General features: G+C 66.9%; 4 protein-coding genes. 2 read left to right on the top strand and 2 right to left on the bottom strand.

Going from position 1 to position 3,880, the window contains the following annotated elements:
- Positions 1–149: 149 nt before the first annotated feature.
- Together VF468_01915 and VF468_01910 are read right to left on the bottom strand one after the other, a co-directional pair.
- The gene (locus VF468_01915) at positions 150–488 is read right to left on the bottom strand and encodes a nuclear transport factor 2 family protein (protein ID HEX5877076.1); all 339 of its coding nucleotides are present in this window, start codon (positions 486–488) and stop codon (positions 150–152) included.
- A gap of 537 nt (positions 489–1,025) precedes the next feature.
- Positions 1,026–1,502 carry a hypothetical protein gene (locus tag VF468_01910; protein ID HEX5877075.1) on the bottom strand — a complete coding sequence of 159 codons (477 nt, stop codon included), beginning with the start codon at positions 1,500–1,502 and terminating at the stop codon, positions 1,026–1,028.
- 714 nt (positions 1,503–2,216) lie between these two features.
- Here VF468_01910 and VF468_01905 point away from each other — a divergent pair.
- Positions 2,217–3,065 (top strand): hypothetical protein, encoded by an 849-nt coding sequence (locus VF468_01905; GenBank protein ID HEX5877074.1) that lies wholly within the window; start codon positions 2,217–2,219, stop codon positions 3,063–3,065.
- Positions 3,066–3,523: 458 nt separating this feature from the next.
- Positions 3,524–3,742, top strand: a complete 219-nt coding sequence (locus VF468_01900) for a hypothetical protein (GenBank protein ID HEX5877073.1) — start codon at positions 3,524–3,526, stop codon at positions 3,740–3,742.
- Positions 3,743–3,880 lie beyond the last annotated feature (138 nt).

Raw genomic sequence — 3,880 nt, 5'->3', positions numbered from 1 at the left:
CTTGGCGGACCTGCGGTCCGCGCCGCCTTCGGAGGCAATCTGAGCCCGCCCTGGTAGTCACTCCAGGTGGTCGGTACGAGTGCCAAGGGACTTGGGGATGGGGTGACACGAGGATGTCGACCGAAGCTGATCACCCTGCCCCGTGATGCCTACTCCGTCGCTGCATCAGCGCAAGGGGGCTGACCGGTCGTGGGGTGGTCGGCGTGGCGGTGGACGACCTTCCACTCGCCGTCCTCGCGGCGGTGGAGGTGGGTGACGCGCAGGGTGAACGGCGCGACCGGGGCGCCGTCGATGGAGACGGTGATGTGTTCGTAGCCAACGGTGTAGGCCAGGTCCCCGCTGGCGCCGGCGGCCACCAGCTCGAAGCGGTAGTCGGTGAGGCCCGAGAACCGCGTCGCCGGCCAGTGGAAGACCTGGCGCGCCTCCTCGGCTCCGATGGTGCTCTTGTCCGCCCCGAAGATGGCCACCGGGTCCTGGGTTGACCATATGGCCAGCCGCGGCCCGGGGTCGCCGTTGATCAGCGCCTTCTCGCTTCGAGCTGGCGGGCGAGGGTCGTGGTGAGGAAGTCGTCCAGTTCGCTCGTGGGCCCTCCTGGCGTTGCCGTACAGATCAGCTGCCGGTCTCGCGGCTCGGGCCCGTGATCCCGGGGTCCACGGCCTCCCTTTGGAGGCTGGCGGGTCGCCGGTACGGGATCGTTACGGTCCGAGCCTGCTGTCGGCTCGCCAGGCGTGGTCAAGCCACCACCCGACTCATGGTAGGGACCGACCGGAGCGACGATAGGTCCTGGGCTGTGGCCCCGGCTCGACCCTTGCGGGGTCCAACCTCCAACCTAAGGTGTGGCCTGCCGGTTCAGCCCTGGACCTGGGTCAGGTCCAGGGCCGCGGTGTCGTGGTTGTAGCTACGACAGGGTCAGCTGGGGCCAGCCGCGCGTGGGGCGGCCCGCTTCACGGCCAGTCGACCTCGGGCAGAAGGGAGCAGCCCGCGCAACGGGGCTGCTCCCTTGATGCCAGGTTGACCTGTGGCTGCTAGGTGACCGGAACGGTGATCGTGTCCGAGACCACTCCGTCCTCTCGGAGGGTGATGGTGGCGTCCCCGAACTCGACGTCAACGACCTCCGCGGTCCACTGCGGATTCGGACACGAGCCGGGTGGAGCAGCGGGCGCCTCCGTCGTCACGGTGAACCGGGCCTGGCCGTTCCGCGGCGTGGGGAACGGCCCACTTTGTCCGGTCGCGGTGGTGTCAAAGGTCTGCCCCGGGGCGACGTTGCCGGCCGGGTTGGTGCACTCGACGGTGGCGGTGCCCGGCGCCGACACCAGGATCGTGAAGGTCGTGCCGCCAAGGCCGGCGACCTTGCCGCTGCACTCGACCTGGGTGCCGATGTCGGTGCATGTCGGTGTGCCGACAAAGTGCCCGGACTGCGCGAACGCAGTGCCCCCGAAGGTGGTAAGTAGGCTCAATGCGGCGACGGTGACGACGAGCAGCCGCGCGATAGAACGCTTCATGCGTGTGGTACCTCCCCCTAATTGCAGTGATCCTTCCCCTGGCGGTGGTGCCCGCGCACTAAAAGGAACCCAGGTCCTCAGTCGAGGAGGAGAAGGAGGTGAGAGAGGTGAAAGCGTAGTCAACGCAAGGCATTGCATGGCCGCCCCCCTCGCCGAAGCGGAGGACTACGGTGTCGGCCGCTCGCTCGAACGCGGCGGATTCTCTCTCCACCTGGAGGATTCGTCAAGAAAATCGAGAAAAGTTCACCTTTAAATTCTCTATTGAGTAGTCGGCCGCTGTATCGCTTGGCGGAGGTTTAATTATGCAGAGCTGTCGCGGTTAGCTTGGGTACCGTAAATGCTAAAGATAGGTGCTTGAGCTCTAATACGTGAGGTCTGAACATCTCGCGGTCTTGCTGACTATTTGATGGCTGTGGCCTTCTCGCGACTGGCGCTGGCACCCGCACCCCGGCCTGCCCGCGGGGACGACAGCGGCAGGGTGATGCCGCAGGAGCCAGGATGGAGCACAACAGGCGCCCGGCGGTGAACCTACGAGTCTCAACCCTCGCCCGTTGCCGGCGGCTCGACCACGTGTGAGACTCCTCTCGCCGCGGCCGGGGGCGAGGTGGTCCTGGCACCCGACCGGTCCTATAACCGCGCACCCGACAGCGTCGTCGCCACTGTTCCTCGGTCGGCCCGCGGCTGCGCGGTCCGCCCAGCAGTTGGGAGGCTGCCATGGCCCTTCCCCCCGGCACCATCGTGGCGGCCAACCCCGGCTTCGACGGCCAAAACATTGGGCTGTTCGCGGTGAACCCAGCCAATGGGCAGGTGACGACGGTGGCGCAAGGTGGGATGTTCGTCGTGCCGTGGAATGTGGTGTTCTTGGCCGACGGCAGGCTGCTGGTCGCCGACGCAACCGCCTTCGGCACAGGCGGGCTGATCGCCGTCGATCCCGACAGCGGCCAGCAGACCAAGGTGTCGTCATCCTCGCTGTTTCTGCAGCCCTACGGGCTGGCCTTGGCGGCGGACGGCCAGGTCGTGGTGACCTACACAGATCGCCCCGGTCAGGCGCGGGGCGTTGTGATGCGCGTCAATCCGGCGAACGGGGAACACCGGGCCGTCTCGCTCGACTTCCGGTTCGACTTCCCGTTTGCCGTTGCGCTGGACGCGGCCGGCAACGCCATCGTGACCGACCCGAACGATGCCTTCAGTGGGGATCCGAACCGTCTGATTCGCATCGACATCGGCCAAGGCGCCAAGATCCGCGCCGACAGTCCGGGCTTCGTCTTCACCGGTGTCGCGGTCGAGCCCACCGGCAACCTCGTCGTCACGAGCGACCCGACGGCTGGGACTGGAAACCAAAAACTGGTGCGCTTCCATCCCACAAGCGGACCGCCAACGGTCTTGTCGCAAGCCGACAAGATCCGCGCTCCGCAGGCAGTCACAGTCGAGGCCAACGGCGCCATCCTGGTCGCCGACCGCACCGGAGCCATCCTTCGCGTCGATCCCAACACGGGAGCGCAAAGCACGGTCACCACAAGCGGCCTCCTCCGCAACATGCACGGGATAGCAGTCCGCCGATAAACAGCAGCTCACGCGCACGACTCGTTGAGTCGGAAACCGGCGCACGACGCGGCTACCGCGGAACGGCGGCCGAAGCGCAAAGCCAGAAAGCCAGGATCTTGCGGCCCTTATGCTCGTCCGTGACTGCGCGACCTGCGACTCGCGCACCGCTCAGGCGCGTGTCCGCCGTGACCACCCTGGAGTTGGAGTAGCGCCAGCGACACCACCTGATTCGGCAGGGAACGGCCGCGCCGATCCTGCGCAAACGCCGCTTCGCACCGCGCTTTGTTCGGGCTGCTCCCAAAGCAGGTGCGCCGGTGTTCTACCTGTCTTGTCAGCGTTGGGATGCAACCGCAAGAGCGTGGCGGCGTGGGTGAGGCCAGTTCCGAGCAGCGCCGCCGCCTGGTGGCGATCCATGGATCGACCAGCCGGATCTGAACCTGAGCTATGCTGAGAGATGCTGGTTCGGGGGGTGCGACGTGGATGAGCGATTCCTGCGTGAGCGGCTGGCCCGCCTGCGGGCCGAGACCCAGCAGCACTACTGGGAGTGGCGCCAGGCCAACTACCTGGCCCACCAAGCGTGGCTGCGCGGCCAGAGCCCGGCCGAACGGGCCGCCTGGGCGGCCCGGCGCCGCGACGGTTGGATCATGACCGGCATCGCCGCCCTCGGTGCGATCGCCTGGTTGCGTGGCTACTAGCCCGATGGGCCGGCATTCACCCCCATCCTTGTGCTACCTACGGAGTCGAACGACCAGCGGAAAGGCTGGCTAGCATGGTGCTCAGCTGTCGATCTCTGATAAGTGGCTCATGGCCTGCGGCCACCCCTGACGGATGAA

The sequence above is a fragment of the Actinomycetota bacterium genome (genome assembly GCA_036280995.1).
GTDB lineage: Bacteria > Actinomycetota > CALGFH01 > CALGFH01 > CALGFH01 > CALGFH01.
This window is presented reverse-complemented; position numbering and strand designations above follow the sequence as displayed.

Coding starts and splice junctions, on each gene's coding strand:
- VF468_01910 (HEX5877075.1), bottom strand. CDS start 1,502: ATGAAGCGTTCTATCGCGCGGCTGCTCGTCGTCACCGTCGCCGCATTG.
- VF468_01905 (HEX5877074.1), top strand. CDS start 2,217: ATGGCCCTTCCCCCCGGCACCATCGTGGCGGCCAACCCCGGCTTCGAC.